This is a genomic window from Pseudomonas sp. EL_65y_Pfl2_R96 (assembly GCF_963970905.1).
Taxonomy (GTDB): domain Bacteria; phylum Pseudomonadota; class Gammaproteobacteria; order Pseudomonadales; family Pseudomonadaceae; genus Aquipseudomonas.
The window spans coordinates 1-26,040 of the sequence record NZ_CAXAQH010000028.1 but is presented as its reverse complement, the minus strand read 5'-3'; the positions used below and the strand labels follow the sequence as shown (position 1 = coordinate 26,040).

General features: G+C 59.8%; 24 protein-coding genes. 8 read left to right on the top strand and 16 right to left on the bottom strand.

Translation table 11 applies throughout. The features are described 5' to 3' along the window. Positions 1–123: 123 nt before the first annotated feature. The 5 genes from mnmC (at position 124) to AACY49_RS23245 (ending at position 7,491) form a co-directional block, all read left to right on the top strand. Positions 124–2,106 (top strand): bifunctional tRNA (5-methylaminomethyl-2-thiouridine)(34)-methyltransferase MnmD/FAD-dependent 5-carboxymethylaminomethyl-2-thiouridine(34) oxidoreductase MnmC, encoded by a 1,983-nt coding sequence (mnmC, locus tag AACY49_RS23265; protein ID WP_339526697.1) that lies wholly within the window; start codon positions 124–126, stop codon positions 2,104–2,106. Positions 2,107–2,228: 122 nt separating this feature from the next. Continuing rightward, positions 2,229–4,001, top strand: coding sequence for an N-acetylglutaminylglutamine amidotransferase (locus AACY49_RS23260; RefSeq protein WP_339526695.1), 1,773 nt, complete (start codon positions 2,229–2,231; stop codon positions 3,999–4,001). A gap of 3 nt (positions 4,002–4,004) precedes the next feature. Beyond that, a complete protein-coding gene (gene ngg / locus AACY49_RS23255) occupies positions 4,005–5,753 on the top strand; it encodes an N-acetylglutaminylglutamine synthetase (RefSeq protein ID WP_339526694.1) in 1,749 nt (582 codons plus the stop codon). 161 nt (positions 5,754–5,914) lie between these two features. Next, positions 5,915–7,105: an osmoprotectant NAGGN system M42 family peptidase gene (locus AACY49_RS23250; protein ID WP_258699669.1), complete on the top strand. Its 1,191-nt coding sequence runs from the start codon at positions 5,915–5,917 to the stop codon at positions 7,103–7,105. Between the two features lie 158 nt (positions 7,106–7,263). Next, complete coding sequence (locus AACY49_RS23245) at positions 7,264–7,491, top strand: YheU family protein (RefSeq protein WP_003199186.1); 228 nt, start codon at positions 7,264–7,266, stop codon at positions 7,489–7,491. An 18-nt stretch (positions 7,492–7,509) separates the two neighbouring features. Here the strand turns inward: AACY49_RS23245 and csrA are convergent, their stop codons facing one another. From csrA to AACY49_RS23230, 3 genes are all read right to left on the bottom strand, one after another. After that, the gene (gene csrA, locus AACY49_RS23240) at positions 7,510–7,695 is read right to left on the bottom strand and encodes a carbon storage regulator CsrA (protein WP_064616631.1); all 186 of its coding nucleotides are present in this window, start codon (positions 7,693–7,695) and stop codon (positions 7,510–7,512) included. Positions 7,696–7,848: 153 nt separating this feature from the next. Next, entirely contained in the window at positions 7,849–8,181 is a 333-nt protein-coding gene (locus AACY49_RS23235) for a YnfA family protein (RefSeq protein ID WP_339526688.1), read from the bottom strand. Positions 8,182–8,245: 64 nt separating this feature from the next. Further along, positions 8,246–9,061, bottom strand: coding sequence for an SDR family oxidoreductase (locus AACY49_RS23230; protein ID WP_320393729.1), 816 nt, complete (start codon positions 9,059–9,061; stop codon positions 8,246–8,248). A gap of 287 nt (positions 9,062–9,348) precedes the next feature. On the opposite strand from AACY49_RS23230, the gene AACY49_RS23225 reads away from it, so the two are divergent. Then, positions 9,349–9,507, top strand: coding sequence for a DUF3309 family protein (locus AACY49_RS23225; protein WP_172901242.1), 159 nt, complete (start codon positions 9,349–9,351; stop codon positions 9,505–9,507). Between the two features lie 59 nt (positions 9,508–9,566). Here AACY49_RS23225 and AACY49_RS23220 read toward each other — a convergent pair whose 3' ends face one another. The 10 genes from AACY49_RS23220 to AACY49_RS23175 form a co-directional block, all read right to left on the bottom strand. Continuing rightward, on the bottom strand, positions 9,567–11,660 hold the full coding sequence (locus AACY49_RS23220; RefSeq protein WP_258699666.1) for an LTA synthase family protein: 2,094 nt from the start codon (positions 11,658–11,660) through the stop codon (positions 9,567–9,569). Between the two features lie 397 nt (positions 11,661–12,057). After that, a complete protein-coding gene (locus tag AACY49_RS23215; protein ID WP_339526685.1) occupies positions 12,058–12,660 on the bottom strand; it encodes an START domain-containing protein in 603 nt (200 codons plus the stop codon). A 41-nt stretch (positions 12,661–12,701) separates the two neighbouring features. Next, positions 12,702–12,956 (bottom strand): YkgJ family cysteine cluster protein, encoded by a 255-nt coding sequence (locus tag AACY49_RS23210; RefSeq protein WP_258699664.1) that lies wholly within the window; start codon positions 12,954–12,956, stop codon positions 12,702–12,704. 166 nt (positions 12,957–13,122) lie between these two features. Beyond that, positions 13,123–13,590, bottom strand: coding sequence for a translation initiation factor 2 (locus AACY49_RS23205; RefSeq protein ID WP_339526682.1), 468 nt, complete (start codon positions 13,588–13,590; stop codon positions 13,123–13,125). Positions 13,591–13,677: 87 nt separating this feature from the next. Beyond that, a complete protein-coding gene (locus AACY49_RS23200) occupies positions 13,678–15,117 on the bottom strand; it encodes an aminotransferase-like domain-containing protein (protein ID WP_258699662.1) in 1,440 nt (479 codons plus the stop codon). 227 nt (positions 15,118–15,344) lie between these two features. Beyond that, a complete protein-coding gene (locus AACY49_RS23195; RefSeq protein ID WP_258699661.1) occupies positions 15,345–16,157 on the bottom strand; it encodes an OmpA family protein in 813 nt (270 codons plus the stop codon). Continuing rightward, complete coding sequence (locus tag AACY49_RS23190; RefSeq protein ID WP_320393726.1) at positions 16,154–16,510, bottom strand: DUF4398 domain-containing protein; 357 nt, start codon at positions 16,508–16,510, stop codon at positions 16,154–16,156. The genes AACY49_RS23195 and AACY49_RS23190 overlap by 4 nt, the downstream gene beginning before the upstream one ends. A 9-nt stretch (positions 16,511–16,519) precedes the next feature. Next, positions 16,520–17,356, bottom strand: coding sequence for a substrate-binding periplasmic protein (locus AACY49_RS23185; RefSeq protein ID WP_339526679.1), 837 nt, complete (start codon positions 17,354–17,356; stop codon positions 16,520–16,522). 108 nt (positions 17,357–17,464) lie between these two features. Beyond that, on the bottom strand, positions 17,465–18,394 hold the full coding sequence (locus AACY49_RS23180; RefSeq protein WP_339526677.1) for an electron transfer flavoprotein subunit alpha/FixB family protein: 930 nt from the start codon (positions 18,392–18,394) through the stop codon (positions 17,465–17,467). Next, entirely contained in the window at positions 18,395–19,144 is a 750-nt protein-coding gene (locus tag AACY49_RS23175) for an electron transfer flavoprotein subunit beta/FixA family protein (protein ID WP_007903904.1), read from the bottom strand. Positions 19,145–19,691: 547 nt separating this feature from the next. Here AACY49_RS23175 and AACY49_RS23170 point away from each other — a divergent pair. After that, complete coding sequence (locus tag AACY49_RS23170; protein WP_339526675.1) at positions 19,692–21,356, top strand: electron transfer flavoprotein-ubiquinone oxidoreductase; 1,665 nt, start codon at positions 19,692–19,694, stop codon at positions 21,354–21,356. A gap of 182 nt (positions 21,357–21,538) precedes the next feature. Here AACY49_RS23170 and AACY49_RS23165 read toward each other — a convergent pair whose 3' ends face one another. Beyond that, positions 21,539–22,429 (bottom strand): AraC family transcriptional regulator, encoded by an 891-nt coding sequence (locus tag AACY49_RS23165; protein ID WP_339526673.1) that lies wholly within the window; start codon positions 22,427–22,429, stop codon positions 21,539–21,541. Between the two features lie 191 nt (positions 22,430–22,620). Here AACY49_RS23165 and AACY49_RS23160 point away from each other — a divergent pair, with 191 nt between their 5' ends. Then, positions 22,621–23,673: an NAD(P)-dependent alcohol dehydrogenase gene (locus AACY49_RS23160; RefSeq protein ID WP_052964829.1), complete on the top strand. Its 1,053-nt coding sequence runs from the start codon at positions 22,621–22,623 to the stop codon at positions 23,671–23,673. A gap of 11 nt (positions 23,674–23,684) precedes the next feature. On the opposite strand, the gene AACY49_RS23155 is transcribed toward AACY49_RS23160, so the two are convergent. After that, entirely contained in the window at positions 23,685–24,488 is an 804-nt protein-coding gene (locus tag AACY49_RS23155) for an IclR family transcriptional regulator (RefSeq protein WP_258699655.1), read from the bottom strand. A gap of 60 nt (positions 24,489–24,548) precedes the next feature. After that, positions 24,549–25,859: an MFS transporter gene (locus AACY49_RS23150; RefSeq protein ID WP_339526669.1), complete on the bottom strand. Its 1,311-nt coding sequence runs from the start codon at positions 25,857–25,859 to the stop codon at positions 24,549–24,551. Positions 25,860–26,040 lie beyond the last annotated feature (181 nt).

Sequence of the window (26,040 nt, the reverse complement as noted above, 5' to 3'; positions counted from 1 at the left end):
ATCAAACGCAGCCTTCGGCAGCTGCTACAGAATTTCAGCGACAGGTCGAACGTGTCTTGCCATGGATCAAGCACCGCTGCGGCGATCGGCTAGAATGGCCTCCTTGCCGTTGCCGAGCCTGCCATGAAACCTGTATTGCCCCACGCCCAGCTCGACTGGGACGACCAAGGTCGCCCGCGCTCGCGGGTGTTCGATGATGTGTATTTTTCCGACCAGTCGGGCCTTGAAGAAACTCGCTACGTGTTTCTGGAGCAAAACGATTTGCGTGACCGTTTCGCCGCATTGCCGGTGAATGGTCGACTGGTGATTGGCGAGACCGGGTTCGGCACCGGGCTGAATTTTCTCTGTGCCTGGCAGTTGTTCGAACAACACGCGGTGACCGGTGCACGGCTGCATTTTGTCAGTGTCGAAAAGTACCCGCTGAGCGCCCCCGACCTGCAACGGGCCCTGGCGTTATGGCCAGATCTCAAGCCGTTCGCCGATCAACTGCTGGCGCAATACGTGGCGATCCATCAAGGTTTCCAGCGCCTGGTGCTGGACAATGGCCGCGTCACTCTGACCTTACTGGTCGGCGATGCGCTGGAGCAGTTGCCCCAACTGGATGCGCAGATCGATGCCTGGTTTCTCGACGGTTTCGCCCCGGCGAAAAACCCCGACATGTGGACCGCCGAACTGTTTGCCGAACTGGCTCGCCTGGCGGCACCCGGCTCGACCATCAGCACCTTCACCAGCACCGGTTGGGTGCGCCGCCTGCTGAACGCGGCGGGCTTCAAGATGAAACGCACGCCCGGCATCGGCCACAAGTGGGAAATTCTACGGGGCACATTCCTCGGCTGGCCTGAAGAGGCTGCTAAACCAGTCTCGGCAAAACCCTGGTTCGCTCGCCCACAACCGCTGACCGGCGAACGCCGCGCCCTGGTGATCGGCGCCGGGCTGGCCGGTTGCGCCAGTGCCGCCAGCCTCGCCGCACGGGGCTGGCAAGTGAGCCTGCTGGAACGCCACGAGGCACTGGCGCAGGAAGCTTCGGGCAATCCTCAAGGCGTGCTTTACCTCAAGCTTTCGGCCCATGGCACCGCGTTGTCGCAATTGATCGTCAGCGGTTTCGGTTACACCCGACGCCTGCTGGAACACTTACAGCGCGGCGTCGACTGGGACGATTGCGGGGTCTTGCAATTGGCCTTCAATGCCAAGGAAGCCGAGCGTCAGGCGCAGTTGGCCGCAGCTTTTTCGCCAGGCCTGGTGCACCTGCTCGATCAACTCCAGGCTCAGGCCCAGACCGGCATCGAACTGGAGCACGGCGGCCTGTTCTTCCCTGAAGGTGGCTGGGTTCATCCGCCTGCGTTGTGCCAGTGGCAGGCGTCTTCAACGAACATCCAGTGGCTGCCCCATCGCGAGGTGCTGGAACTGCGCAAGGTCGATGAACAATGGCAGGCCTGGGACGGCGATGCACTGCTGGCCAGCGCGCCCGTGGTGATTCTGGCCGGCGCCGCCGAGATCAAGCGGTTTCCCCAGAGCGCCGAGCTGCCCCTCAAACGCATTCGCGGCCAGATCACCCGACTGGCGCAAACCCCTGAAAGCCAGAGCCTGGCGACCGTCGTCTGCGCCGAAGGCTACGTGGCGCCCGCGCGTCTGGGCGAACACACCCTTGGCGCCAGCTTCGATTTCAAGAGCGATGATCTGGCCCCGACCGTCGCCGAGCACCTCGGCAACCTGGCGTTGCTCGAAGAAATATCCACCGACCTGGTCGCCCGTCTGCATGTTCAAGACCTGGAGCCGCTGCAGCTAGAAGGGCGCGCGGCGTTCCGCTGCACCAGCCCCGACTACCTGCCGATCGTCGGACCACTGGCCGACCAGGCCACCTTCGCCACTGCCTATGCCGCGCTGAGCAAAGATGCCCGGCAAGTGCCCGACGTCCCCTGCCCATGGCTCGAGGGTTTTTACGTCAACAGCGGCCATGGTTCTCGCGGTTTGATCACCGCGCCATTGTCTGGCGAGCTGTTGGCGGCATGGCTTGAGAACGAGCCGCTGCCCTTGCCCAAATTGGTGGCCGAGGCTTGCCATCCCAACCGTTTTGCGTTGCGCCAGTTGATCCGCGGAAAAGTCTGACGCGCCCGCTTATAACTTATCGGTCTAAAACTCCGGGGATTCAGCCGGGTCAGTTTCTGAGTACCTGCCGTTTTTGGCGGGTATCGATTGACCCTCCCCAACGGAAAAACCGGTAAGGACTTATGTGCGGATTAGCTGGAGAATTACGTTTCGACCATCAACCTGCGGACCTCGCAGCCATTGAACGAATCACCCATCACCTGGCCCCTCGCGGCCCTGATGCGTGGGGCTTCCACAGCCAAGGCCCGATTGCCCTCGGTCATCGGCGCCTGAAAATCATGGACCTGTCGGACGGCTCGGCGCAGCCGATGATCGACAACCAGTTGGGCCTGTCCCTGGCTTTCAACGGCGCGATCTACAACTTCCCGGAACTGCGTACCGAGCTGGAAAGCCTCGGTTACACCTTCTATTCCGGTGGCGACACCGAAGTGCTGCTCAAGGGTTATCACGCCTGGGGCGAAGCCCTGTTGCCCAAGCTCAACGGCATGTTCGCCTTCGCCATTTGGGAGCGCGATGCCAAACGTCTGTTCATTGCCCGTGACCGTCTCGGCGTGAAGCCGCTGTACCTGTCGCGTACCGGCCAGCGCCTGCGCTTTGCCTCGGCCCTGCCGGCATTGCTCAAGGGCGGCGACATCAACCCGATCCTCGATCCGGTGGCGCTCAATCATTACCTGAACTTCCACGCAGTGGTCCCGGCCCCGCGCACCTTGTTGGCGGGCATCGAGAAACTGCCCCCGGCGAGCTGGATGCTCATCGAAGCGGACGGCACCACCGAGCAAAAAATCTGGTGGACCCTGCCCTACGGTCCACACGCCGACGAGCTGAATCTGACCCTTGAAGACTGGCGCGACCGCGTACTCGACAGCACCCGTGAAGCGGTGGCGATCCGTCAGCGGGCAGCGGTGGATGTCGGTGTGCTGCTCTCGGGTGGCGTCGATTCGAGCTTGCTGGTGGGGCTGTTGCGCGAAGTCGGGGTCGAAGACTTGTCGACCTTTTCCATCGGCTTTCAGGATGCTGGCGGCGAGCGCGGTGACGAGTTCCAGTATTCGGACCTGATCGCCAAACACTACGGCACCCGGCACCATCAACTGCGCATCGACGAAAAAGAGATCATCGATCAGCTGCCCGCAGCGTTCCGCGCCATGAGCGAGCCGATGGTCAGCCACGACTGTATCGCCTTCTACCTGCTGTCCCGGGAAGTGGCCAAGCACTGCAAGGTGGTGCAAAGCGGTCAGGGCGCGGACGAGTTGTTCGCCGGTTATCACTGGTACCCGCAGGTGGACGGCGCCAGCGATCCGTACACAGCGTACCGCGATGCGTTTTTTGACCGCAGCTACGCCGACTACACCGCCACGGTGCAGCCGAAATGGCTGACGGCCAACGACGCGGCCGGTGACTTCGTGAAGGAACATTTCGCCCAGCCCGGTGCCGACGCGGCGGTGGACAAAGCCCTGCGTCTGGACAGCACCGTGATGCTGGTGGACGACCCGGTCAAACGGGTCGACAACATGACCATGGCCTGGGGTCTGGAAGCGCGTACGCCGTTTCTCGACTATCGCCTGGTGGAATTATCGGCGCGGGTGCCGGGTAAATTCAAACTGCCAGATGGCGGCAAGCAGGTGTTGAAAGAGGCGGCGCGACGGGTCATTCCGAGTGAGGTGATCGACCGTAAAAAAGGCTACTTCCCAGTGCCGGGACTCAAACATTTGCTGGGCGACACGCTGAATTGGGTGCGTGAATTGCTGCTCGACCCGAGTCAGGATCGCGGCCTGTTCAACCCCGCCATGCTCGACCGCCTGCTGACCGATCCGCAAGGTCAACTGACCCCGTTGCGCGGCTCCAGGCTGTGGCAATTGGCGGCCCTGAACCTGTGGCTCAGCGAACAAGGAATCTGATCGATGAAACCCCACGCCACGGCTTACAGCCAACGCTTGTTGCGCGGTCAGGCCCCCTCCTACGAACGCTTGCAGGCACGCCTGGCCGAAGACGGCAGTGAACTCGGTGCTGCGCCGATAGCCGTGCATTGCGGTTGGGGTCGGTTGCTGATCGGCCATACCTTTCCCGATGCCGGGAGCCTCGCCCAAGAGTTGCTCAATGAGCAGCCCGGTGAACGGGACATCGCCTTGTACGTCGCCGCTCCCCAGCAAGTGCTGGGGCTGGAGCCTGCCCAGTTGTTTCTCGACCCGTCCGACACCTTGCGCCTGTGGTTCAGCGATTACCGACAGGCCACCCGGGTATTTCGCGGTTTCCGCATCCGTCGTGCGCAAAGCGAGGCGGACTGGCAGGCGACCAATCAGCTGTATCAGGCCCGCGGCATGCTGCCGATCGACGCCAGCTTGCTGACCCCACGCCATCAGGGCGGCCCGGTGTATTGGCTGGCCGAAGATGAGGACAGCGGCGCAATCATCGGCAGCGTCATGGGCCTCAATCATCACAAGGCATTCAACGACCCGGAAAACGGCAGCAGCCTCTGGTGCCTGGCGGTCGATCCGCAATGCTCCCGCCCAGGTGTCGGTGAAGTGTTGGTGCGGCACTTGATCGAACACTTCATGAGTCGTGGCCTGAGCTACCTGGACCTGTCCGTGTTGCACGACAACCGTCAGGCGAAAAGTCTTTACGCCAAGCTCGGTTTTCGCAACTTGTCGACCTTCGCCATCAAGCGCAAGAACGGCATCAATCAGCCGTTGTTTCTTGGCCCGGGCCCCGAGGCCGAGTTCAATCCGTATGCGCGAATCATCGTCGAGGAGGCTCATCGCCGCGGCATTGATGTGCAAGTGGACGATGCGCAAGCCGGTCTGTTCACCTTGACGCACGGTACTCGCCGCGTGCGTTGTCGCGAATCCCTGAGCGATCTGACGAGCGCCATCAGCATGACCTTGTGTCAGGACAAGAGCCTGACCCACAAGGCGCTGAAAAATGCCGGTCTTAAACTGCCCGCCCAACAACGGGCGGGGAGCGCGGACGACAATCTGGCGTTTCTCGACGAGCACCAACGGGTGGTGGTCAAACCGCTGGACGGTGAACAGGGCCAAGGGGTGGCGGTGGATTTACGTAGCATCGAAGAGGTCCAGCAAGCCATCGAAAACGCCCGCGCATTCGACAGTCGAGTGCTGCTGGAAAGTTTTCACGAAGGCCTCGATTTGCGGATTCTGGTGATCGGATTCGAGGTCGTCGCGGCCGCCATTCGCCGGCCGGCGGAAGTGGTGGGTGATGGTCAGTATTCCATCGGGGCGCTGATCGAGGCCCAGAGCCGTCGCCGTCAGGCCGCCACCAGCGGTGAAAGCAAAATCCCGCTGGACCATGAGACCCAGCGCACATTGCAGGCGGCGGGTTATGACTACAGCAGCATTCTGCCGGCCGGCGAGCATCTGTTCGTACGGCGCACGGCGAACCTTCATACCGGCGGCATTCTTGAAGACGTCACGGCGATCCTGCATCCAACCCTGGTGGACGCGGCAGTGCGCGCGGCGCGGGCGCTGGATATTCCGATGGTCGGGCTCGATCTGATGGTGCCGGCCGCCGACCAGCCGGAGTATGTGTTTATCGAAGCCAACGAGCGCGCGGGGCTGGCCAACCATGAACCGCAGCCGACGGCCGAGCGGTTTGTGGATTTGTTGTTTCCGCATAGTCAGCCGGCGGTTTCATAAATGTGTGCAGCCTGATCTGACGCCATCGCGGGCAAGCCCGCTCCCACAGTTGACCGCGCGCCCTGTGGGAGCGGGCTTGCCCGCGATGGCGGCCTGACAGGCAACGTAGATTCTCCCCCTTCATCGAAACCATCGATGCTCTCACTTCATCAGGAGTTTCCATGACCCGCAAAATTCCCGAACCGGATCTCAATTACCTGCAAAAAGTCCTGCTGGAAATGCTCGCCATTCCCAGCCCGACCGGGTTCACCGACACCATTGTGCGGTACGTCGCCGAGCGTCTTGAAGAGCTGGGTATTCCCTTTGAAATGACCCGTCGCGGCACCATCCGTGCCACCCTCAAGGGCAAGAAGAACAGCCCGGACCGCGCGGTTTCCGCCCACCTGGATACCATTGGCGCGGCGGTTCGCGCGATCAAGGACAACGGCCGCCTGACCCTGGCGCCAGTCGGTTGCTGGTCCAGCCGTTTTGCCGAGGGCAGCCGCGTCAGTCTGTTCACCGACAACGGCGTGATCCGCGGCAGCGTGTTGCCGTTGATGGCCTCCGGGCACGCATTCAACACCGCCGTGGATGAAATGCCGATCAGCTGGGATCACATCGAATTGCGCCTGGACGCCTATTGCGCCACCCGCGCCGATTGCGACTCGCTGGGGATCAGCGTCGGCGATTTCGTCGCCTTCGACCCGTTGCCGGAGTTCACAGAAAGCGGCCACATCAGCGCCCGTCACCTCGATGACAAGGCCGGCGTTGCCGCACTGCTGGCGGCGCTGAAAGCGATTGTCGACAGCGGCGAAGAGTTGATGATCGACTGCCATCCGCTGTTCACCATCACCGAAGAAACCGGCAGCGGTGCGGCGGCGGCCCTGCCCTGGGACGTCAGCGAATTCGTCGGCATCGACATTGCGCCGGTCGCGCCCGGCCAACACTCCAGCGAACACGCGGTGAGCGTGGCGATGCAGGATTCCGGCGGGCCTTATGACTATCACCTGTCGCGGCACCTGCTGCGTCTGGCCAGCGACAACGAACTGCCGGCGCGTCGGGACCTGTTCCGCTATTACTTCAGCGATGCTCACTCGGCCGTCACTGCCGGCCACGACATTCGCACCGCCCTGCTGGCCTTCGGTTGCGACGCCACCCACGGCTATGAACGCACCCACATCGACAGCCTCGCCGCCCTCAGCCGTTTGCTCGGTGCCTACATCCTCAGCCCACCGGTGTTCGCCAGCGATGCACAACCGGCCACGGGATCGCTGGACCGGTTCAGTCACCAGATAGAACACGAGACACAGATGGAAAGCGATACACGAGTACCGTCGGTCGATAGTTTGATTGGGCAGCGCACAGACAGCTAAGGCGAACTGTAGGAGCTGCCGAAGGCTGCGATCTTTGAATCTTGATCTGCAGCGATGCAACAGGTGCAAAGATCAAAAGATCGCAGCCTTCGGCAGCTCCTACTGGTGATGCGTTCATAACCGCCGTAGCATCGCGCCATTGTTTAGCCGAGGTGCCTATGCTGATCCCACACGACCAACTTGAAGTCGATACGCTGACCCGTCTGATCGAGGATTTCGTGACCCGTGACGGCACGGACAACGGCGATGACACACCGCTGGAAACCCGTGTCTTGCGTGTCCGTCAGGCATTGACCAAGGGCCAGGCACTGATCGTCTTCGATCCGGAAAGCGAGCAATGCCAGTTGATGCTCAAGCACGACGTGCCCAAGCACCTGTTCGACTGAGGCCCTTGAAAACGCCCCCTAACGAGCTTTGGCTTTTGCCTGTTTGATCTGGATGCGCTCATAGACTTCGGCGCGGTGTACGTTGACCTGCTGCGGCGCTTCAACACCGAAGCGCACGCTGCTTCCGTTGACGGCAAGAACGCGCACGGAAATGTTGTCACCAATGGATATCAACTCGCCCACAACGCGACTGAGTACAAGCATGGCATTCGTCCTTCTGGATGACCGGCCCTTGAAGATGCCCGGCGCGTGGCGGGTCTTCAATGCAACAGCAGCAAAACAGTCCCGCCCTACAGCGCAAGATGCATCACCCTGACGGACGCGTCCGACAAACCGGTTGAATGAAGGACCGATCCTTCAGGAAGCAGAGAAGCGCGGACCAAACAGGATGACACCTGCCCCAAGCACACACAGCGCCACGCCAATCCAGTCCGAGCCCAGTGGACGAATCCGCTCGACCACCGCCAGCCAGCCAATCGACGCAATGATGTAGATGCCACCGTAGGCGGCATAGGCGCGGCCGGCGTAGCTCGCTTCGACCCGGGTCAGCAACACCGCGAACAAGATCAGGCTGAGCAACGCAGGAATGACCCACAAGACGCTTTTACCTTGGCGCAGCCACATCCAGAAGGCGAAGCAGCCGGCGATTTCAAACAGCGCGGCGAGGAAAAACCACAGGTAATTGAGCATGCAGAGGTCTCGTGAGGATGGCCGGTTGCGGCCACCCTAACGACGCTGTTGCGCACGGGCAAGTTCAGCTTGCGTTTTGTTTGGCCTTGGCGCGCATTTTGTCGGCCATCACGGTCATTTCGTTGTAGAGCAATTGCGGGTTTTTCTGCTTGATCGCCCAGGCCATGCGCCCCTGTTCGTGAGGCAGGATCAAGAATTCGCCGGCGGCGACCTGCTGATAGATGTAGTCGGCAATGTCGGCAGCGGTAATCGGCGAGCTTTCCAGCAATTTGCCGACCTGGGCTTTCATGGCCGGGGTCGGGCCGCGGAAAGAGTCCAGCAGGTTGGTCTGGAAGAACGACGGGCAGACCACATGCACGCTGACTTCCTCGTGGGCCAGTTCGATCAACAGGCTTTCGGACAACGCCACTACGCCCGCCTTGGCCACGTTGTAGTTGCTCATGGCCGGGCCTTGCATCAGGGCCGCCATCGAGGCGATGTTGATGATCTTGCCTTTACTTTTCTCCAGCAGCGGCAGGAAGGCCTTGCAGCCCTTGACCACGCCCATCAGGTTGATCGCGATCTGCCAGTCCCAATCCTCCAGCGACAGTTCACTGAAGAAACCGCCCGAGGCCACACCCGCGTTGTTGACGATGACATCGATGCCGCCGAGTTTCTCTTCGCAGGCTTGGGCGAAGGCGGTCAGCTGACTGTAGTCGCGCACATCGCAACGCAGGATGAAACCGTCGCCGCCGGCTTCGCGCACCCGCTTCAGGGTTTCTTGCAGGCCGGGTTCACTGACATCCGACAAGGCCAGCTGCCAGCCTTCACGCGCCCAGCGCAGCGCGATTTCGCGACCCAGGCCTGAGCCCGCGCCAGTGATCATCATGCGATTTTGCATAGCAAACAGCCTTGTTGTTCCGGGGAAGATGCACCGAGTGTAGCGAAGGATAATGCGCGACCCACGCTCCATCAGAGTGCTGAATGGCCAACGATGAACCGCGGCGCGGTACGGCTGTTTCAACTTTGAGACGCAGTAAAAGAAATAAGCGTGCTTTCCAAATACATTAAAAAAACCTGGAATTTTTTCTCATATCCATGAGTCGGATTTTGTAAGCAGCTAGGATTAATACAAGTCCAGCTGATGGCTAGAACCCTAGGTCAATCCACAACGCTTCCAACAAGGAAATAGACATGGGCACAATTCTTATCGTTATTCTTATTCTGTTGTTGATAGGTGGTTTGCCGGTCTTCCCGCATTCCAGAAGTTGGGGTTACGGCCCGTCTGGTATCATCGGCGTAGTGTTGGTGGTGTTGTTGATCCTGTTGCTGCTTGGCAAGATATAAAGATTTTACCGGCAAAAAAAAGAGGCCCTGCGAAGGGCCTCTTTTTATGTCCGGAGAACTTAGTCCGGCTTGCCGTCAACCACACCGGCGGTGTTGTCCAGCAGGCTCTTGGTGGCCGTCTGGATGAACGACTCGAGCTTCTGCTTCAGCGCAGCTTCGTCAGCCGATGCCGGGATCAATTCACCTTTCGGGTTAGCGCCCAGTTCGTATTGATACAACCTCGGCGGCATCTCTTTAGGCAGTACCAGCACGCGATCAGCCGTGAGCAACGCGACCGTCTGATCGCTGCCTGACGGCTTGATCATGCCGAAGCCTTTGTCACCTTCCGGCAGGTTCAGCAAATCGCGCCCCCAGCATTGATGAACCACGTCGCCACCAATGCGGCCCATGATGGTCGGCACGATGTCGATCTGGGTGCCCACGGTGTGGTCGACCTGACCGAATTTTTCCTGGATGCCCGGGCCGATCATCAGCATCGGCACGTTGAAGCGGCCCAGGTCCATTTCGGTGATCTGCTGTTCGTTGCCAAAACCGTGGTCGCCGACGATCACAAACAGGGTTTCCTTGAAATACGGCTCTTTACGGGCCTTTTCAAAGAACTGACCCAACGCCCAGTCGGAGTAGCGCATGGCGGTCAAGTGTTCATTGAGGCTGCCACGATCGGTCACGCGCTCCACCGGCAATGGCGTCGGCAAGGCGTATGGCGTGTGGTTGGACAGGGTTTGCAGCAAGGCATAGAACGGTTTCTTGTCCTTGCCGTCACGGGTTTTCAGTTCTTCCAGGCCACGGTTGAACATGTCCTGGTCAGACACACCCCAGGTAGGGTCGGAGAACACCGGGTTGACGAAGTCATTGCGCCCGATGAAGTTGGTCATGCCCTGGTTGCTGAAGAAGCCCGACTGGTTGTCCCAAGAGAAGTCGCCGTTGTAGACGTACACATCGTCGTAGTCACGAGCGCTGAGCAACTGCGGCAGGCCGGACAGTTTGTGGCTGCCTTCCGGGGTCTGCATCAGGTATTCGAAACCTGGCAGGTTCGGGAAGCAGGCCATGGTAGCGAACATGCCCTGGTGGGTATGGGTACCGTTGGAGAAGAAACGGTCGAACAACAGGCCTTCTTTCGACAGTTTGTCAAAGTACGGCGTGACCTCGCCCGGACGTCCCAGAGCGCCCACCGAGTGACCGGCGAAGCTTTCCATCAGGATCACCACGACGTTCTTGATCGGCAGTGTCTTGTTGGTATCGGGGCTGTAGTTGCGGCGCACCGCGGCGGTCTCGGAATCGACCAGCTTGTCGCTCGGGGTCAGCAACATATCGCGCACGGTCTGCTGAGCCAGAGGCTGTTCCAGTGTGGCTTTCCAGATATTGTCGCGTTCTTCGGACATCCGGCTCTTGGCCGCCGCGATCAGCGACAGCGTACCGTTGAGGCCCAACTGGTTGGCGAAGTTGGAGTCGGTGGTGTAAACGTCACCCCAGCGCAGGGGCGGGCCCTGACGCAGGGTGCCACGAGCCGCGACCACGCAGACCAGCAGGCAGACCACGAACACCACGCCGCGCGCATACCACGGCGCGACCTGGCGCGTGCCGATGCTGCCACCGCTGAACGGCCCGCGAGGACGCGTGGCGCGGTCGGCGCCCTTGAGCGCGAGAGTCAGAATCAGCGTGCCCACGGCCCAGGCCAACAGATAGCGAACCACCGGAAAACCATACCAGAGCATGCTCATCACGGTTTTCGGGTCTTCTTTCACGTACTGGAAGACCAGGCCGTTGAGGCGCTGGTGGAACTCGCGGTAGAAGTCCATCTCCATCAGGCCGAGGAACAGCGCGATGCTCGAGGCAACGGTCAGCCAGAACCGGAAGAACCCGCGGGCCGCCATGGCCCGGGCGCTGAACAGGGCCAGCAGCAGCGGAACGCTGAGGTAAACCACCAGACGCAAGTCGAAACGCAGGCCGTTGGCGAACGCTTCCAGGAAGGTCGAAGCCGGTGTGTCGAGGATCATCGAGCGGTTGTAGACCAGCAGCGCGACGCGCAGCAGGCTGAACATGACCATCATGATCAGGGCACACAACAGCGTGTAGGCCAGATGCGATTTGACGGTCGGTTGCAGCAGGCGACTAGAAGCTCGCTGCTGACTCAGGGCGTCCGGGTTTGCCATGTCGTTTTAGGACCCATTGGAAGTTGAAGTTTCAAAAATACAGCAGCGCCTTGCCTAATGCTGATCGGTCAACCTGTGGGAGCGGGGTTGACTGAACTGGCATTAGGCGTCTTGCCCTCTGTTGGCCATTCTCGGCCCCGGGGCGTGCGCGGTGCGCAAATGTTGCACGATCAACCGCGGCATTACCATTGATTACTTAGCGCTCTGGGACAAGCAGCGTGGCGCAAAGTTGCGGGGTTGACTCGTTGGGGCGCGGGTGAATTGTCTTGGAGGCCTTGTGAAAATTTCGTGCAACGCATATCCGGTAACAAAATAACGCCCCGCCCTCAGTAAGAAACGCAAACGCCCCGAACCAGTCGGGGCGTTGTTGAACGGGCCGTATCAAAAGAGTACGCGATTACTTCTCGGCGCGTTCTTTCAAGGCTTTAAGGGTATTGAACGGCGCGTCTACCACGAACTTGTTGGCCAGCCACGACGGCACGCTGCCGCCCGGATCGGTGTGAACCTGATAAGTCACTTCAACTTGATCGCCTTTAGGCACGAGCTTCCAGAAACCTTTGACCTGGGCGACCCGTACAAAGCCCTTTTCTTCCGGAAGGTACTTCGGCTGCCCTTCCAGCTCGCGGGTCAGACTGCCATCGGCGCCTTCAACGGTGGTGACATGCATCACCGAATCGCGAGCAGTGACCGGCCAGGGGGTATTGAACTGGGTGTAAGTCCAACTCTGATTGCCTTCGTGTTTGAGCAGCTTCTGGGTCTTGCACTCGTGAATCCAGGCACAGGCACCTGGAACGTCTTCCTGCAATGCACGCAGTTTGGCCATGGTGGTCTTCATGACGGTTACGCCGCGGTAAGCCTTGTATTGGGAACCGGCCACTTCACTCAAGGACACTTTTATACCGTCTTCGTCCTTGGCGGTTTTCCAGTCTTCGGCCTGCGCCGTGGAGGCCAGCAAAACAGTCAAACCACACAGCACAGCCATACGATGCAGCGAACCCATAATCTTATTCCTTATTGTTGAAGTTCCGTTCGTTGAATACATCACGCGACCGTCATTTTCTCCCACCAGCCCAGCAACTTGATCGCTTCGTCGCGGCTGCTTCCACAGACCTCGACATCGGCTTCAAACGCTGAACACACCGCAGGACGTTCCGGCTTGCCAAAAATACTGCACAGGTTATCGGCAGACAGTTGTACGCAACGTTCTCCGGCGGCTTTGCCATTGGGCATGCCGGGAATCGGCGAACTGATGGAAGGGGCAATGCAACAGGCGCCACAGCCTTCACGGCATCTCATGACGACAAGCTCCTCGCGACGGGCAATGTGTTAAAGGGACGTGGCACAGAGTAACGGCTAAAACGGCTGTTTAAAATTACCAGAGCCCGAGTTTTTTCACTCAAACGAATGTGACTGGCCAGTCTCCGACAAAGCGTCTGGTCCGCGGGTCACGAATGGGGGAAATTTACTGCTTGAATTCGAATTCCAGCGCCGCGCCTTCAACTTCCCGGCGCTCTTCATTGCGCAGTTGCAGTTTCATTTCATTGCTGATCAGGCGACCGTTAAGCTGGAACGGACTGCTCTTGTCACCGAACATTTGCGGCAACACCGCATCGTGTCGGGGCAACGGTACTGTGCCGACCGGTTTCAGTTCTTCGACCATGTCCTTGGGCAAGCTCAAGTCGAGACTGGCGGGAGGGAATTTGGCTTTCACGACTTCACTGGCCGGTTTCGACTTGGAAGCAATGGGGGGGCGTTTTTTGACCGCCGCAGCCTTTTTATTGACCGGTGCGGCTTTTTTGACCGGGGCCGGTTTTTTCGCGGTTGTGCTGGCTGTCGTTTTTTCCTGAACGGAAGCCGCCATGACACCTTGCGCGTGACAGGTCATCAACAGGCAGATCAACAGCCATGCGACAGGAAAAATCGGTTTCATGGACCCAACGACACGAACGGCAGAGGCTCATATGCTCGCCTGTTGGCGACAACAAGACAAGCGGGCAGTTCACAACTGCCCGGCAGGTCAAAAACCGCTCGCCGTCTCCTGACAAAGTTGCGTCGCCAGCAACCCCAGCGTCATCAATGCACGCTCGGCCTCGCGGTTCCAGGGGATGCCACAGTTCAGGCGAATGCAGTGATTGAACTGCTCGGTGTTACTGAAAATCAGCCCCGGCGCAATGCTGATGCCCTGCTGCAATGCACGCACATGCAGCTCCTGCGTGTTGACCCGCCCCGGCAGGCTGACCCACAGAATGAAACCGCCAGTGGGCCGGGTCATCTGCGTGCCTTCCGGGAAGTACTGCTGCACCCCCAGCTGGAAAGCGCTGAGGTTCTTGCGGTACTCCTGACGGATATAGCGCAAATGCCGGTCGTAGCCACCGTTCTCCAGGTAAGCCGCAATGCCCATTTGCGTGACGCTGCAAGCCGAATGCGTGCTGAAGGTCTGCAAGCGCTGGATTTCCTGTTGGTACTTGCCGGCAATCATCCAGCCGATCCGCACGCCCGGTGACAGGGTTTTGGAGAAGCTGGAGCAATAGATCACCCGATCCAGCCGGTCGTAGGCCTTGAGCGATTTGGTGCGACCCTGTTCGAACATCAGTTCGCCGTAAATATCGTCTTCAACGACCTGGATATCGAAATCCGAGGCCAGACGCAGCAATTGTTTTTGCCGTTCTTCGGGCATGGTGCCGCCCAAGGGGTTGCTCAGACGCGTGGTCAGCACCAACGCCTTGATCGACCACTGGTTGGCCGCCAGTTGCAGAGCCTCGAGGCTCATGCCGGTGGCCGGATCGCTGGGAATCTCGATGACTTTCAACCCCAGCAGGTCGGCCAGTTGCAGCAAACCGTAATAGGTTGGCGATTCGGCGGCGATCAAATCGCCCGGCCGGGTCAACACGCGCAAAGACATCTGCAACGCATCGACACAGCCGTGGGTGATGACCACTTCCGACGGGTCGACCACCACGCCGGCATCGCGCATGCGGATCGCCACTTGCCGACGCAACGGCTCGAAACCGGGGCTGAACATGTAGCTGAATGCCCGCGGGCTATGGAAACGAGTGACTTTGGCCAGTTGCTGATGCAGCGCCCGCACCGGCAGATAATCGACACTCGGCACAGCCGCGCCCAACGGAAAAACACCTTCGCGACGGGATTCGACCAGGACTTGCTGAATGATGCTGCTGCGGGTGACAAGGCCGGGGCGCTCGACCCGGGCGATGTCCGGGGTGGGCGCCGTCAGGGCCGGCGTCTGGTGCACGTAATAACCGGATTGCGGCCGGGCGCGGATCAGCCCCTGATCCTCAAGGTTGGCATAGGCCTGCAACACCGTCGCATGGCTGACGTTGAGCTGCGAGCTCATCTTGCGCACCGAAGGCACGCGCTCCCCCGGTTGATAGACACCACGGCGGATGTCTTCGGCCAGTTGCTGAGCAATACGTTGATAGAGCAAGAGATTGGTCATGACGCAGCACTCGATTTCACGGGCATTTTATTCTTGTGTGGAACAATACCGGAACAGTTTAGAAGTGTACTGGGACAGTTACTACAATAGTCGACCATACAGTGCAGTGTCAGCAAAAACTGTACTGCTCTTATTGGCACGGCAAGCACAAAAAACCCGGCACTGCTGAACAGGCCGGGCCATAGGAGCTGTACAGGATTTCTGGCGTTTATCCAGTGACGCAGCCCTTAGCGGGCGGCGCCAAGCTGGCCTTTTTCGTCAGAGAACACAATTTCCACCCGACGGTTCTGTGCACGACCGCGCTCGGACGCGTTGGCGTCCACCGGGTATTCATCGCCATAACCTTCGACCTGGATGCGTTTGTCGTCGATGCCCAGGTCCATCAGCACGTCAGCCACCGACTGCGCACGGTCACGGGACAGCTTGAGGTTTTCCTGTTTACCGCCAGTGCTGTCGGTGTAGCCCTCAATCCGCACCACACGCTTGGGGTTGAGCTGCAGGAACTGGACGATCTTCAGCACCACGCGGTTCGCCGAGGTTTTCAGCTCCGCTTCACCGGTATCGAACAACACATCGCCCAAGGTCATCACCAGACCACGGTCGGTCTGGGTGGTCGCCAACGCCACGATCTGCTCTTCGATCCACTTGCCCTGTTGCTGCACGCTGAGCAACTTGGACTCGCGCAGGGCCAGTTGCAGGCGCTGACGCTCGAGTTCGAGCTTCGCCGCGCGCTCCTCATTGAGCACCTGGTTGGTGTGTTCCCGGGCGATTTCACTGTAGCGCTGGCTCAGGTAAGCGTAATGCAACACGTCCGAACCGCTGCCCCAGTAACTGGACAAGCGATCGGCGCGGGCAAGGGACTCACCGGCACGGATCACGTCTTTGGGCGCGATGCGCAGCACATTGGAGTCTTCCTTGACCTTCTGGAAGTCGACGCCAGCCTGCTGTAACGCGGCTTCGCTGTGTTGACCGGCGCAGCCATAAAGGCTTGCGCAACCAGCCAGGATCAAGCCGCCGAGTACTTGGGTCTTGAGGCTCATTGGGCATCTCCCAGTTGCTTGCGCAGGCGAGTGATGCGGGTATTGAGCACGTTCAACTGCTCCTCGCTCTTGAGGGTCAGGACCCGGGCTTCGGCCAGGCGCGCGTCCAGCTCGGCCTGCTCGGCCCGCATGCGCGCGTTCTTGAAGGACTGGTCGGCCATGTTGCCCTTGGCACGGTTGAACTTGTCCTGGGCCAGTTTCAGCTCCGGCACTTCATCGGCGGTAGCACCCACGGCCTTGGCTTGCTCAAGGGCCTGTTCGGTCAGGCGCATTTGTTCATTCGGCGCCGGATCGGCTGCACAACCCGCCAGAGCCAGAACGGCCAGGGCAGCGAAAAGAGGTCGAATACTCACTAAAAATCCCTACTGATTTGGGGTACTGACAGGTTGTTGCTGCGGTTGTGAGCTTTGCGCTTTCCAACGCTCGATATTGCGCAGCAGCGCGGCTTCCGTCAGTCCGGACGCGGGCAATTCTGTCATCTTTTTGGCCAGCTGTCCGCGCAACCAGGGATCGTTGCAGGCCGAGTTATGGGAAATGGCGAGATACAGACCCGGTTTGTCGACGGGTTGTGGGTGGGCCATCAAGTCATTGGCCATCCCCAGCGTTTGCGCCATGGCCATGCCCGAGTAGCGGCCGGCGAGGACAAATTCCACTTCGCCCAGCAGCAACTTCTGAAAGGCCTGGGTCAGGTTGGGTGTGCGCACAAGGGTCAATTGCTGCTCGGCGAACGTGCCAAATGACAGGGTCACTCGAGCCTTTTCCGACATGGCACCGGAATGGCCGTGAAGGTCCTGCGCTTCGTTGTAGACCAGTAACGAGTCGTTGCGGGTCCAGAGCAGGTAATCGTTTTCCAGCAGCGGTGGATGAATGTAATCCAGACTTTCCAACTCACTGACCGTCAACGGCGCATCGGCCAGCATGTCCATACGCCCGCTGCGCACCTCATCCAGGGCCTGGGAGCGTTTGCCGGCGTAAAGCAGCTCGACCTTGATGCCCAACTCCCCCGCCACGTGCTGCAACAGGTCGGCGCTGGCGCCAATCAGATACTTGGGGTTTTGCGGATCTTGCCACAGGTACGGCGGTGCGTCCGGGCTGCCGGTCACGATCAAGCGCTCGCATTTGCCCGCGGCAGCAGACAGCCCCGGCATCAGCGCCAGCCCCAGCAGTAATGACCAGCCACACACGCGGCGCAAATCCATGGCGACACACTCCACTCAAACCCCGTTATATCGACCGTAGGAGCTCCTACAGAAGCACAAAAAAAGCCCGACCAAAAGGCCGGGCTCTTTATAAGTCAAGCCGCCGGATTAGACCAGCTTCTCGAACTCAGGGATGGCTTCGAACAGATCCGCCACCAGGCCGTAATCGGCCACCTGGAAGATCGGCGCTTCTTCGTCCTTGTTGATCGCCACGATCACTTTGGAGTCTTTCATGCCGGCCAGGTGCTGGATCGCGCCAGAGATACCGACGGCGATGTACAGCTGTGGCGCAACGATCTTGCCGGTCTGACCGACTTGCATGTCGTTGGGTACGAAACCGGCGTCGACCGCGGCACGGGAAGCACCAACGGCAGCGCCCAGCTTGTCGGCCAGGGCGTACAGGTGTTTGAAGTTGTCGCCGTTCTGCATGCCGCGACCGCCGGAAACGACGATCTTGGCAGCGGTCAGTTCCGGACGATCGGACTTGGCCAGTTCTTCACCGACGAAGCTGGAAGTGCCCGCATCGTGAGCAGCGGCAACGGCTTCAACCGATGCCGAACCACCTTCAGCGGCAACCGGGTCGAAACCGGTCGCACGCACGGTGATCACTTTGACCGCAGCGTTCGATTGAACGGTCGCGATGGCGTTACCGGCGTAGATCGGGCGCTTGAAGGTGTCTGCGCTTTCGACCGAGATGATCTCGGAGATCTGGTCAACGTCCAGCTGCGCGGCAACGCGCGGCAGGATGTTTTTGCCGTTGGAAGTCGCGGTAGCCAGGATGTGGCTGTAGCCAGCGCCCAACTCAGTTACCAGTGGGGCAACGTTTTCCGGCAGTTGATGAGCGTAAGCGGCGTTGTCGGCCAGCAGCACTTTCGCCACGCCAGCGATTTTCGCAGCGGCTTCAGCCACGGCGCCAGCGCCCTGACCTGCAACCAGTACGTGGATGTCGCCACCGATCTTGGCAGCAGCAGCCACAGTATTCAGCGTGGCCGGGGCCAGTACTTTGTTGTCGTGTTCAGCAATAACCAAGATAGTCATTTAGATTACCTTCGCTTCGTTTTTCAGTTTCTCGACCAGTTCAGCCACCGACTTGACCTTGATACCCGCGCTGCGTGCAGCTGGCGCTTCGACTTTCAGGGTCTTGTTGGTGGAGGCGGTGGAAACGCCCAAAGCGTCCGGAGTCAGCACTTCAAGCGGCTTCTTCTTGGCTTTCATGATGTTTGGCAGCGACGCGTAGCGTGGCTCGTTCAAACGCAGGTCGGTGGTGACGATGGCCGGCAGTTTCAGCGAAACAGTCTGCGCGCCGCCGTCGATTTCGCGAGTCACGGCAACCGTGTCGCCGGACACTTCGACTTTGGACGCGAACGTGCCCTGGCCGTAGCCGCTCAATGCCGCAAGCATCTGGCCAGTCTGGTTGTTGTCGCTGTCGATGGCTTGTTTGCCGAGGATCACCAGCTGAGGCTGTTCCTTGTCGACAACCGCTTTCAACAATTTGGCAACGGCCAGGGAAGTCAGATCTTCAGCGGATTCGACGAGGATGGCGCGGTCGGCACCCAGAGCCAGCGCGGTGCGCAGTTGCTCTTGAGCGGTGGACGGGCCGATGGAGACGACGACGATTTCAGTCGCAACGCCTTTCTCTTTCAGACGTACGGCTTCTTCCACTGCGATTTCGCAGAACGGGTTCATCGACATCTTGACGTTGGCGAGGTCGACGCCGGAATTGTCCGCCTTGACACGAACCTTGACGTTGTAATCCACAACGCGTTTGACAGCTACAAGAACCTTCATGGATTCCTCGTTACTCTCCGGTGAAAAGAAAGTCGCCTAGGCGAACCTGGCGGTTGATGCTCATCGGCGCAAGGGCACCTCTAAAAACGCTGGCAGGTGTATCGGGTGAGCCTTGCTCACGAGGCAGATAACCGTTCGTCAGTGGTGACCGACGAGTCATTCATTATCGCGGCGTGTAAACTGCGCGCCAAACCTTCGCGGCGCATCACCTGGTACTGCCATCGCCCTGTCTTTAGAGGTGCTCTTGAAACCAACAGTCAGCCTACGGCGAGCGCAAAACCGCCCGTATCTTGACCGGAACACCTATTCCGGTCAATACGGCAAAATGGCCAGTCATAAGCCGCGTGACTTTGATTTATCTGGCTTTGAGCCAATTCAAACAAACGTTTGTATTGGACGCTAGGAGTGGTGTAGATATAATGCGCCACCTAGAGAGAAAGGTGGGTCATCCATTGTCGCTTTCGACGCCTGATCGAAGGAAATAATGGATGCAACGCCAAACCTCCAATTAGAAAAAAACTGTTGAGCCTTGAGTAGGAGATAGCCTGTGGAACGCGAATACATGGAATTCGACGTGGTCATCGTCGGTGCCGGCCCCGCTGGCCTGTCCGCCGCCTGCCGTTTGAAGCAGAAGGCCGCCGAAGCCGGTAAGGAAATCAGCGTCTGCGTGGTCGAAAAAGGCTCCGAAGTCGGCGCTCACATCCTGTCCGGTGCGGTGTTCGAGCCACGGGCGCTGAACGAACTGTTCCCGGACTGGAAAGAACTCGGCGCACCGCTGAATACGCCCGTCACACGCGATGACATCTTCGTTCTGAAAAACGCCGACAGCGCGCAGAAGATTCCTGACCTCTTTGTGCCCAAGACCATGCACAACGAAGGCAACTACATCATCTCCCTGGGCAACCTGTGCCGCTGGCTGGCCCAGCAGGCCGAGAACCTGGGCGTGGAAATCTACCCGGGCTTCGCCGCCCAGGAAGCGCTGTTCGACGAGAACGGCGTGGTTCGCGGAATCATCACCGGCGACCTGGGTGTCGATCGCGAAGGCAATCCGAAAGAAGGCCTGTACACCCCGGGCATGGAGCTGCGTGCCAAGTACACGCTGTTCGCCGAAGGTTGCCGCGGCCACATCGGAAAGCAGCTGATCAAGCGCTTCAACCTCGACAGCGAGGCCGACGCCCAGCATTACGGCATCGGCCTGAAAGAAATCTGGGAAATCGACCCGGCCAAGCATCAGCCAGGCCTGGTGGTCCACACCGCCGGCTGGCCGCTGGACATCATGGGCACCGAGAACACCGGTGGTTCGTTCCTCTATCACCTGGAAAACAACCAGGTGGTCGTCGGTCTGATCGTCGACCTTTCCTACAGCAACACCTTCCTGTCACCGTTCGACGAGTTCCAGCGCCTCAAGCATCACCCGGTGCTCAAGCAATACCTGGAAGGCGGCAAGCGCATCAGCTACGGCGCTCGTGCCATTTGCAAAGGCGGCCTGAACTCGCTGCCGAAAATGGTCTTCAAGGGTGGCGCGTTGATCGGTTGCGACCTCGGCACCCTGAACTTCGCCAAGATCAAAGGCAGCCACACCGCGATGAAGTCCGGCATGCTCGCCGCTGACGCCGTGGCCGACGCGCTGTTCGCCGATCTGGACGGCACGCAAGAACTGACCACTTACGTCGACGCCTTCAAGAAGAGCTGGCTCTATGACGAACTGTTCGCCAGCCGCAACTTCGGCCCGGCGATTCACAAGTTCGGCGCCATTGTCGGCGGTGGTTTCAACTGGATCGACCAGAACATCTTCGGCGGCAAACTGCCGTTCACCCTGCACGACACCAAGCCGGATTATGCTTGCCTGAAACTGGCGGCCGACTGCAAGAAGATCGACTACCCGAAACCGGACGGCAAGATCAGCTTCGACAAACTCAGCTCGGTGTTCATCTCCGGTACCAACCACGAAGAAGAGCAGCCGTGCCACCTGAAGCTGACCGATCCAAGTATCCCGATCGGCAAGAACCTGCCGCTGTACGATGAGCCCGCCCAGCGTTACTGCCCGGCCGGCGTATACGAAGTGGTAACCCAGGAAGACGGCGAGAAGCGCTTCCAGATCAACGCCCAGAACTGCGTTCACTGCAAGACATGCGACATCAAGGACCCTGCACAGAACATCACCTGGGTGGCGCCGGAAGGCTCTGGCGGCCCGACTTATCCGAACATGTAAGTCGAATCGCTGAACATCAAGGCTCCCGAAATGGGGGCCTTTTTGTTGCCTGCAATTCAAGCGTCAACACAAGACCTTGTGGGAGCGGGCTTGCCCGTGATGACGGTTTATCATCCAACATCAAAGTCGACTGACCCACCGCAATCGCGGGCAAGCCCGCTCCCACAGGGATTGGTGCTGTCTCAAGCAGCGCGCTCATCCCCAGGACTACGCTCAAAGTAGCGCTTGTACTCGCGGCTGAACTGCGACGTGCTCTGATACCCCACCCGATGCGCCACCTGAGCCACGCCCAGTCCTTCGCCCAGCAACAACTGCTGCGCCCTGAGCAAACGCAAACGCTTCAAATACTGCACCGGAGACAACAAAGTGCTGCGTTTGAAATGCTCATGAAACGTCGACGCGCTCATGTTCGCGCAACTGGCCAGGGTCTCGACGTTCAGCGGCTCGGTGTAATGCGCATGCAGATGGTTCAGGGACGCCGCGATCCGGGCGAACTGCCCCTGTTGCTCCACCAGCGCCCGCAACACATCGGCTTGCGGCCCACGCAACGCCACGAACAACAATTCACGCAAGCGCGCCGGGCCCATGACCTGACATTCCAGCGGATCGTGCAGGCAGCGCAACAACCGTTCCACGCAACCGCGCATGGCATCGTCGAGCACCGCCGAGGTCATGGACTCGGGTGTCTGCGCGGGAACAGTGCGCCCCGGCGACAATCCCATGGCCAGCACCAACTCACTGAGCAACACCCGGTCAATGGCGATGGAAACGCCCAGCATCGGGCCATCCGGAGCCGAAAACGTCTCGCACTCGAAGGGTACCGGCAACGCCTGAATCAGGTAATTCCCGGCACCATACTCAAGCGTACGCGGGCCCAGATACGCCAACTTGCTGCCTTGGGCGATGATGACCAGGCTTGGCTCGTAGATTTGCGGGCCACGGGCCACATCACAACTGGCCCGCAAAACCTGTACCCCCGGCAATGCGGTGGGAGCGAAACCATCGCGAACAGTCAGCGGCTGGATCAGCGAAACCAGGGTGGCATTGGCATCGAGATGACGGGTCAACAACATGAGGAGCTCTTCACAAAAAAAGTCGCGAAAAAGGGATGAAAGCATCATCGCAGGTCTGAACGCCAATGCGCCCCATCAAAGGCGCATGCCGGAGGATTAGGCATGACACCCGGAGGAATCGCCATGGCCGGTGCCCCGTGCGGCGCCCAGAATTGCTCGCCTCACCCGTCACAGCTTTTGCGAGGTTCACCATGTACACCGCCATCGGATACGCCGCTCAGTCAGCCACCACTCCCCTCGCCCCGATGAAATTCGAACGCCGCAGCCCGCGCGCCGACGACGTTGCGATCGACATTCTCTACTGCGGCGTCTGCCATTCCGACATCCATCAGGCACGCAACGAGTGGGGCATTGCGGTTTATCCACTGATGCCTGGTCACGAGATCGTCGGAAAAGTGACCGCCGTCGGTGCGAATGTTACCCAACACAAAGTCGGCGATCTGGTCGGCGTCGGCTGCATGGTCGACTCGTGCCGCCACTGCGAAGCCTGCCAAGCGGATCTGGAGCAATACTGCCTCGAAGGTCCGACCATGACGTACGCCACCCCGGACCGGGTCGATGGCAGCAACACCATGGGCGGTTACTCCGACAGCATCGTGGTCAGCGAGCACTTTGTCGTGCGCATCCCGGAGAAACTCGACCCGGCCAGCGCCGCGCCAATTCTGTGTGCCGGCATCACCACCTACTCACCGCTCAAGCACTATGGCGTCAAGGCCGGTGACAAGGTCGGGATTCTCGGCATGGGTGGCCTCGGTCACATGGGCATCAAGTTCGCCAAGGCAATGGGCGCTGAAGTGACGTTGTTCACCCGCTCGGCGAGCAAGGCTGAAGAAGGTCGTCGTCAAGGCGCGGACCACGTGATCGTGTCCACAGATGCTGAACAGATGAAAGCTGCCGCCGGACATTTCGACTTCCTGCTGGACACCATTCCGGTGCAGCACGACCTCAATCCCTACCTCGATACGCTGCGTTTCGACGGCGTACACATTCTGGTGGGCCTGATTGAACCGATCGATCCACCGGTCCACGCTGCCAAACTGGTATTGGGTCGTCGCGTGTTGGCAGGCTCCCTGATTGGCGGTATCGCCGAAACCCAGGAAGTGCTGGATTTCTGCGCCGAGCACGGCATCACCTGCGACATCGAAATGCTCGACATCCGCCAGATCAACGAGGCTTACACCCGCATGATTGCCGGTGACGTGAAGTACCGCTTCGTGATCGATATGGCGACGCTGAAGGTCTAAATCTTCGCGGCTTACACCTTCAAACCAAGCTCCGCAGACAGCCGGGCTGTGACCCCTTTGATCAGGGGAATCAGCTCGGCCATTTTTTCCAGCGGCATGTACGGCACGGTACTGGCGATGCTGATACCGGCGACGATGCGCTTGCTGGCGTCACGAATCGGCGCCGCTACGCAGCGGATCGACGGTTCGTTGTCTTCCAGGTCGAAGGCGTAACCGCCGGCCACGTACTCGATCATGCGCTGCTGAAACTGCTCCCAGGATTGCTCCGGGTGCTGCGGCCAGAACTGATTTTTCCCGCCCACCGGCAAGCTGATTTCGTACAGCCGTTGCCATTCTTCCTGCGTGTCATCGAGCATCAACGCCTTACCGATGCCGGTACGCGCCAATGGCATGCGATGGCCGACCCGCGAGCGCATTTCCGGGCCGTTGCGCCCTGGATTCTTGAGCAGGTACAGCACCTCGTCACCTTCGCGAATCGCCAGGTGAATGGTGTCGCCGGTCAACGCCGACAACTCATCCAGATACGGCCCGGCCAACGTTACCAGCGGCAGTTCTTCCCGCGCCTGGAAACCCAGCTCGATCAGTTTCGGCCCCAGTAGGTAACCAACTTGCGGCACCACCCGCAGATAACGCTCGTCCACCAGGCAACTGGCCAGACGATGAGTGGTGCTGCGCGTCGTGCCGATCAGCCGGGCGATTTCCTTGAGATCGCGGGCGCCACTGGCCACGGCCTGAACCACACCCAGGCCACGAAGCAGTGTCTGGGTGCCGGTCGGTGCGGCGTCCTTGGCGATTTTTGGGGCGTCTTCCTGCATATCCAGCCTTTACCGTTGAGCGAGTGAACGGGCGGCATTATGGTCGCCCGATGGCCGAGACTACAACTTGATACGCTCGACCTTACCCACCAGCAACACGTAGGAAAGCGCACCCAGCAACGCCAGCACCGAGATATAGGTGATCGCCGGGGCAAACGAATCACCGGAGGCGAGGAAACCGATGACGATGGGCGTGGTAATCGCCGCCAGGTTGCCGATGAAATTGAACACCCCTCCGGTCAATCCAAGCAAGCGTGCCGGGGCCAGGGTCGACACCAGCGACCAGGTGATCGAGGCCAGGCCATTGCCGAAGAAGGCCAGCGCGAGGAAGGCAATCACCAGCGGCGTCGACTCGACGAAGTTGGCACCGATGATCGAGGTGGAAATCAGCAGGCCGCCAATGATCGGCAACTTGCGGGCGAAACCCACCGTATAGCCGCGACGGATCAAAAAGTCCGAGAAGAACCCCGAACACAGCACGCCAACGAAAGCCGCCAGAAACGGTAGCGACGCCAGCAAGCCAGACTTGATGAAGTCCATGCCGCGATATTTCACCAAGTAAGTCGGGAACCACGTCAGAAAAAACCACAAGGTCGAATTGAGGCAAAACTGGCCGAGGTAAATGCCCCACAACTTGCGTTTGCTCAGGACAATCCCCAGATCGGTCCAGCTGAATTTCGCCTTGGCCTTCGCGGTTTCAGCCTGGATATCCACCAGCCCGCCGCCCTCGCGGATCAGCTCGATTTCAGCGTCATTGGCGCCCTTGAAATCCCGTGGTTCGCGATACACCGTGTACCAGATCACCGCCCAAATAGTGCCCACCACGCCGGTGCTGACAAACACCATGTGCCAGCCATATTGGTGTTGCAGCCAGGCGAGTACCGGCGTCAGGAACGCCAGGCCGACGAACTGCCCGGAGGTGTAGAAGCCAATGGCGGTGGCGCGTTCGCGCTCGGGGAACCAGGTCGTCACCACGCGGCTGTTGATCGGATAGGCCGGCGCCTCCAGGGCACCGACCGCCATGCGCAGCACGAACAGCGCGATGAAACTGGCGGCGAAGCCGAGCATCACCGTGGCCAGCGACCACAGCAGCAAGGCGACGCTATAGAGAATGCGCGGCGGCACCCGGTCCACCAACCAGCCGCCGGGGATTTGCATGGCGGCGTAGGTCCAGCCGAACGCGGAGAAGATCAGCCCCACATGAATCGGATCGATGCCCAGATCGCTGGTCAGCGCCGGGGCGGCAATCGACAGGTTGCTGCGGTCGAGGTAGTTGATCACCACGGTGATGAACAACAGGACCATGATGAAAAAACGCTTGCGACTGGGCGTCACCAACGATGCTTGCCCGGTGAGGGTTTGCGGTTGCATGGGGGGTGCCTCTTCTTATGTTTATTGAGGTCAAGTTGAAGACTTGCGCTGTACCCTGTGGGAGATTCTATGGTTGAGGGGAAGCCCTCAACCGGCTTTTGGTTGGTATTCGCTCTGCCCTTTCAGCAGAGCGAATACGATCCGAGCAAGCTTGCGAGCCAGTATCACCAGCGCCTGAGTG

Bases quoted from the DNA above. Each gene is read 5' to 3' on its own strand.
- AACY49_RS23180 (WP_339526677.1), bottom strand. From the start codon at position 18,394: ATGACTATCTTGGTTATTGCTGAACACGACAACAAAGTACTGGCCCCG.
- AACY49_RS23175 (WP_007903904.1), bottom strand. From the start codon at position 19,144: ATGAAGGTTCTTGTAGCTGTCAAACGCGTTGTGGATTACAACGTCAAG.
- AACY49_RS23215 (WP_339526685.1), bottom strand. From the start codon at position 12,660: ATGGGTTCGCTGCATCGTATGGCTGTGCTGTGTGGTTTGACTGTTTTG.
- AACY49_RS23210 (WP_258699664.1), bottom strand. From the start codon at position 12,956: ATGAGATGCCGTGAAGGCTGTGGCGCCTGTTGCATTGCCCCTTCCATC.
- AACY49_RS23150 (WP_339526669.1), bottom strand. From the start codon at position 25,859: ATGCAACCGCAAACCCTCACCGGGCAAGCATCGTTGGTGACGCCCAGT.
- AACY49_RS23230 (WP_320393729.1), bottom strand. From the start codon at position 9,061: ATGCAAAATCGCATGATGATCACTGGCGCGGGCTCAGGCCTGGGTCGC.
- AACY49_RS23165 (WP_339526673.1), bottom strand. From the start codon at position 22,429: ATGTTGTTGACCCGTCATCTCGATGCCAATGCCACCCTGGTTTCGCTG.
- AACY49_RS23185 (WP_339526679.1), bottom strand. From the start codon at position 17,356: ATGGATTTGCGCCGCGTGTGTGGCTGGTCATTACTGCTGGGGCTGGCG.
- AACY49_RS23250 (WP_258699669.1), top strand. From the start codon at position 5,915: ATGACCCGCAAAATTCCCGAACCGGATCTCAATTACCTGCAAAAAGTC.
- AACY49_RS23235 (WP_339526688.1), bottom strand. From the start codon at position 8,181: ATGCTCAATTACCTGTGGTTTTTCCTCGCCGCGCTGTTTGAAATCGCC.
- AACY49_RS23160 (WP_052964829.1), top strand. From the start codon at position 22,621: ATGTACACCGCCATCGGATACGCCGCTCAGTCAGCCACCACTCCCCTC.
- mnmC (WP_339526697.1), top strand. From the start codon at position 124: ATGAAACCTGTATTGCCCCACGCCCAGCTCGACTGGGACGACCAAGGT.
- AACY49_RS23220 (WP_258699666.1), bottom strand. From the start codon at position 11,660: ATGGCAAACCCGGACGCCCTGAGTCAGCAGCGAGCTTCTAGTCGCCTG.
- AACY49_RS23245 (WP_003199186.1), top strand. From the start codon at position 7,264: ATGCTGATCCCACACGACCAACTTGAAGTCGATACGCTGACCCGTCTG.
- AACY49_RS23200 (WP_258699662.1), bottom strand. From the start codon at position 15,117: ATGACCAATCTCTTGCTCTATCAACGTATTGCTCAGCAACTGGCCGAA.
- AACY49_RS23205 (WP_339526682.1), bottom strand. From the start codon at position 13,590: ATGAAACCGATTTTTCCTGTCGCATGGCTGTTGATCTGCCTGTTGATG.
- AACY49_RS23260 (WP_339526695.1), top strand. From the start codon at position 2,229: ATGTGCGGATTAGCTGGAGAATTACGTTTCGACCATCAACCTGCGGAC.
- csrA (WP_064616631.1), bottom strand. From the start codon at position 7,695: ATGCTTGTACTCAGTCGCGTTGTGGGCGAGTTGATATCCATTGGTGAC.
- ngg (WP_339526694.1), top strand. From the start codon at position 4,005: ATGAAACCCCACGCCACGGCTTACAGCCAACGCTTGTTGCGCGGTCAG.
- AACY49_RS23155 (WP_258699655.1), bottom strand. From the start codon at position 24,488: ATGCAGGAAGACGCCCCAAAAATCGCCAAGGACGCCGCACCGACCGGC.
- AACY49_RS23195 (WP_258699661.1), bottom strand. From the start codon at position 16,157: ATGAGCCTCAAGACCCAAGTACTCGGCGGCTTGATCCTGGCTGGTTGC.